2 protein-coding genes and 2 pseudogenes are annotated in these 3,444 nt (G+C 60.3%); all 4 read right to left on the bottom strand.

The genetic code is table 11. The annotated features are described in order from the left end of the window. Positions 1 to 592 (bottom strand): DUF7146 domain-containing protein (locus LH128_RS20130; protein ID WP_008831526.1); only part of this gene is annotated, 592 nt, incomplete at its 3' end. Beyond that, a complete protein-coding gene (locus LH128_RS20125; RefSeq protein ID WP_008831525.1) occupies positions 589 to 828 on the bottom strand; it encodes a hypothetical protein in 240 nt (79 codons plus the stop codon). The genes LH128_RS20130 and LH128_RS20125, both read right to left, overlap by 4 nt. A 310-nt stretch (positions 829 to 1,138) precedes the next feature. Then, positions 1,139 to 2,263, bottom strand: a pseudogene (locus LH128_RS35065) (ATP-binding protein). 372 nt (positions 2,264 to 2,635) lie between these two features. After that, positions 2,636 to 3,444, bottom strand: a pseudogene (locus LH128_RS20115) (hypothetical protein); the annotation flags it as partial.

Here is a 3,444-nt window from a genome sequence, read left to right as displayed (position 1 = left end):
TCTCGAAGCCTTCGGCAAGGCCGATGGTGGGACCGGTACCGCCCCCACGCCATGCGCCCAGGCCGAGCGAACCGATGGTCGCCTTTGCGGTGTAGCGGCCCGTCTCGGGATCGAGGAATATCCGCTGCAGGGCGACAAGGCGCTGGCCCTCGCGCACTGCGACCAGCAACGCGGGCTTGAAGACGGTGTGGGGTTTGGCACCATGAGGGCAGCGCGGATGAAAGCGGACGTCACCGGGAACAGGGAGCAGTAATCGCGAGGCCAGATAACGTTCACCCAGCGTACCCGGCACGGACTGCGCTTGCGACCAGAGCCGTTCGATATTTGCTGTTCCGGTCCGGGCATTGTCTGGCGGCGGTTGGTAGTGGCGGGTGATGGCAATGCGGTCCAGTTCGCGAAGCACGTCTATGGAATCGCAGCCTGCAAAACAGGTTACGAGAATGCCGCGATCTCCTTGCCGGAGGGACAGGCTGGGGGTGTGGTCATTATGGCAAGGGCAGCGACACATCGCCCGGGTTCCGTGCCAGGTGCCGCGCAGGGTGCCGACGATGTCGATGAGTTGCTGCGAGGGGCGGCGTGCGACGATGGTCATTGGTCGATGCCCAGCTGCGCGAGCGGCATGACTCGCGCGATGGCGTAGATAGTTTCGCTGTCCTCGAAATAGGAGGCGACGGCCTGGTCATGGTCAGGGTGGAGGTGATCGCCATTGACAGCCGGGCGGGCTCGCACATAGGCGACAAGCACATTTTCCGCCGCCGGCTTGCTAGGGTGAGCATTGGCGACGTCAGTTGAGCCGGGCTCGCTGATGAAGGGACTAGGGCGTTCCATGGGAATTTACCTCCCTGCTGCAGATGCCCGTCAAGGCATCAATCGAAGGTTGAAGGGTTGGGCCGATCTGCTCGGCCCTCTTCCTCCTTCCCCTCTCTACTCCGATCGTCCCGGTCTGGATGGGATGTCGTTAAAACTTAAAGGGCCAGCATCGTCCGAGCGCTCCTGCCACTGTCGTCATGCCGCAGATCTATCGTCACGCATGCCCAAGCTTCGCCATGTGCTGGTGAATATGCGGGCGAAAGGCATTTGCGAAATCGTATTCAGCGGTACTGGAGCCCATCGCTTCGGCGACAAGCTCATCGTTCATCTACCGCAGGTGAATAGTGCCAAATGAGCGATACGGGCGCTGCAGACAGGCTTTCGCCGAATGGTATTGTATCTGCCCATCATATAGCACAATGCCGCTCGCGAAGCGGTCGCCGCATGCCTGAGACAGGCTCCTAAGGCCTGAAAAATCACTCGCCTTAACGGTAGCCGAGGCCTTGATCTCAATACCGGCGATCATATCGTCGTCAGGCTCCAGCACGATGTCGACCTTGCGCATCTGCTGGTCATGGAAATGGTAGGGCGTCAATCGGAGGTCTGACCCCGTCGTGAGCTTGACGATTTCGGAAAAGACAAACGTCTTCAGCAGCGGTCCGAAGGCTGAGGGGGCGGCGCGTAAGCGATCGATCGTAAGGCCTTTGGCCGAGGCGAGGAGTTCCGAGTCCAAGAAGTGGAGCTTGGGCGTTTTGACAATCCTTTTAAGGGCGGTGGTGAACCACGCCTACAACGTTGTTATGAGGAAGATTTGTTCCAGCAGGCAGATGTACCGTTGGCTGGTCTTGTGGCTGACGCCAATGGCAGCGCCGAACTGGGAGTAGTTGACGAACTGTCCCGAGTGCTCGGCGAGCAGGCGAACGAACTTGGGCAACTCCGTCAGCTTCTCAATGTCGGCGATGTCCCCCAGATCGCGCGTCAGCACCGAGTTCAGGTATGCGCGGGCCCAATCCTGGGGGCGGCGTTCGCTCGTCCGTGAGATAACCTCGGGGAAGCCGCCAAGCATTACTGTCTCGACAAGCTGGTCGCCGACCCGGGCATTCTTCGCCGTCCCAAGCTTTCCGGAGAAAAGGTCGTCGAGAGACGATGGAGCAGTGCCTTCGATCTCAGCGCGGGCGAGCGGGAGGATCTGGATAGTCTCGATCCTGCCCGCCAGGCTGTCGGCAACCTTTGGCAGCGTCAGCACATTGGCGGAGCCGGCGAGGAGGAAACGCCCTGCCCGATAATCTTCGTTCAGTGTCTTTTTGATCGTGAGCATCAGTTCGGACGCGCGCTGGATTTCGTCGATGATTGCAAGATCGAGTCCTCGAATGAAGCCGACCGGATCGGATGTTGTTGCCGTTGGTGCGGTCTGATCGTCGAGAGTGATGTAAGTGCGACCTGCTTCACCCATCTGCCGGAAAAGCGTCGTCTTGCCTGCGCGGCGCGGACCGATGACCAACACGACCGCCGTATCGGATAGGGCATCTTCCACCTTTTGGGAGAAAATCCGATCGTACATCGACACCTCGAAAATTGGAAATCTAACGAATGATAATTGGAAGTTAATCGTGTCCGGAGCGACCTTCCAATGTGATGCCCATTCGTCGGAGGGACGCGCTCGATCTCTTTTTTCGCGGCTCGGTCAGTTTCGGGGTGGGTAACGGCTAACTGGGAGTGCCGGAAAAGGTTTTCAGGCCCGCATCGACGATTTCGTGACGGCTCTTCAAGCGATCGAGAGGCTAGTAATCGTTACAGCGCACGCTGCCAAAGCGGAGTAGGGATTTCAGAGTCCGAGCCCGGCCAACAGCGCCCGACGCACGGCATGCGCATTGTCGTCTTGCCTGTCGATCGTCACGATCTGACCGAGCTGCGCCATGCGAGGATGTGTGATGGCCTTGCTTGCCTCATATTCCTCGGTACGCAAACCCATGGCCTCGACGACGATATTGCGGATCTCGCCGGTCTCGCGTGATCTTGCCTCGATCAGGAAGTCGGGACGGCACGGCCCATCGGGCGTCAAGGTGTCGAAGACGGGCTTTTCGATCGCGAGGTCGATGCCGCGTCCGTGAAGTTCCTGCTGGGTGCGCAGGATCGTGCCGAAAACGTCGCGCTCTAAATCGGAATCGACAGGTGCGAATAGCCGCCCATTGAGGATGGGTTGGGCATAGGCGCGCAGCGGCGCATAGCCCTTGGCCTCGGGATACTTGCCAACGACGATAATGACCAGGAACGGGCCTGCGATGGGGTTTCCGCGCACGGATGGGGACTGGATGCGGTTGGCGATCGTGACAGTGCCGCCGTCAGGCAGCGTGATTTCCTGCCCATGGATGCCCTTGGCGTAGAGCAGCACGAAACCTTGTGGCGCATGGTCGCGCGGCCACTTCGCCTCAAGCGCGCGAAGCGCGGCATACACGGCACGCGCCTGCAGGGGCTTCGCGTGGGTCCAAAAGGCTTGCTCCAATCGGATGCCCGGCGCGATTTCGATCTGGCTCGCTGCTCGAGCGAGCGAGGCGAACTCACGGCGAATCGACCATTCCTCGCGGTACGCGAGCGGCGCGATCCGGTTGACGCCTGCAGCGGCCATGAGGCGCC

It is taken from the genome of Sphingomonas sp. LH128 (assembly GCF_000293195.2).
Classification (GTDB): domain Bacteria; phylum Pseudomonadota; class Alphaproteobacteria; order Sphingomonadales; family Sphingomonadaceae; genus Novosphingobium; species Novosphingobium resinovorum_A.
Note: the sequence above shows the minus strand (reverse complement) of the source record. Positions and strands in the feature narration are given on the sequence as shown.

Excerpts from the sequence above, each read along its gene's own strand:
- LH128_RS20125 (WP_008831525.1), bottom strand. The coding sequence starts at position 828 with ATGGAACGCCCTAGTCCCTTCATCAGCGAGCCCGGCTCAACTGACGTC.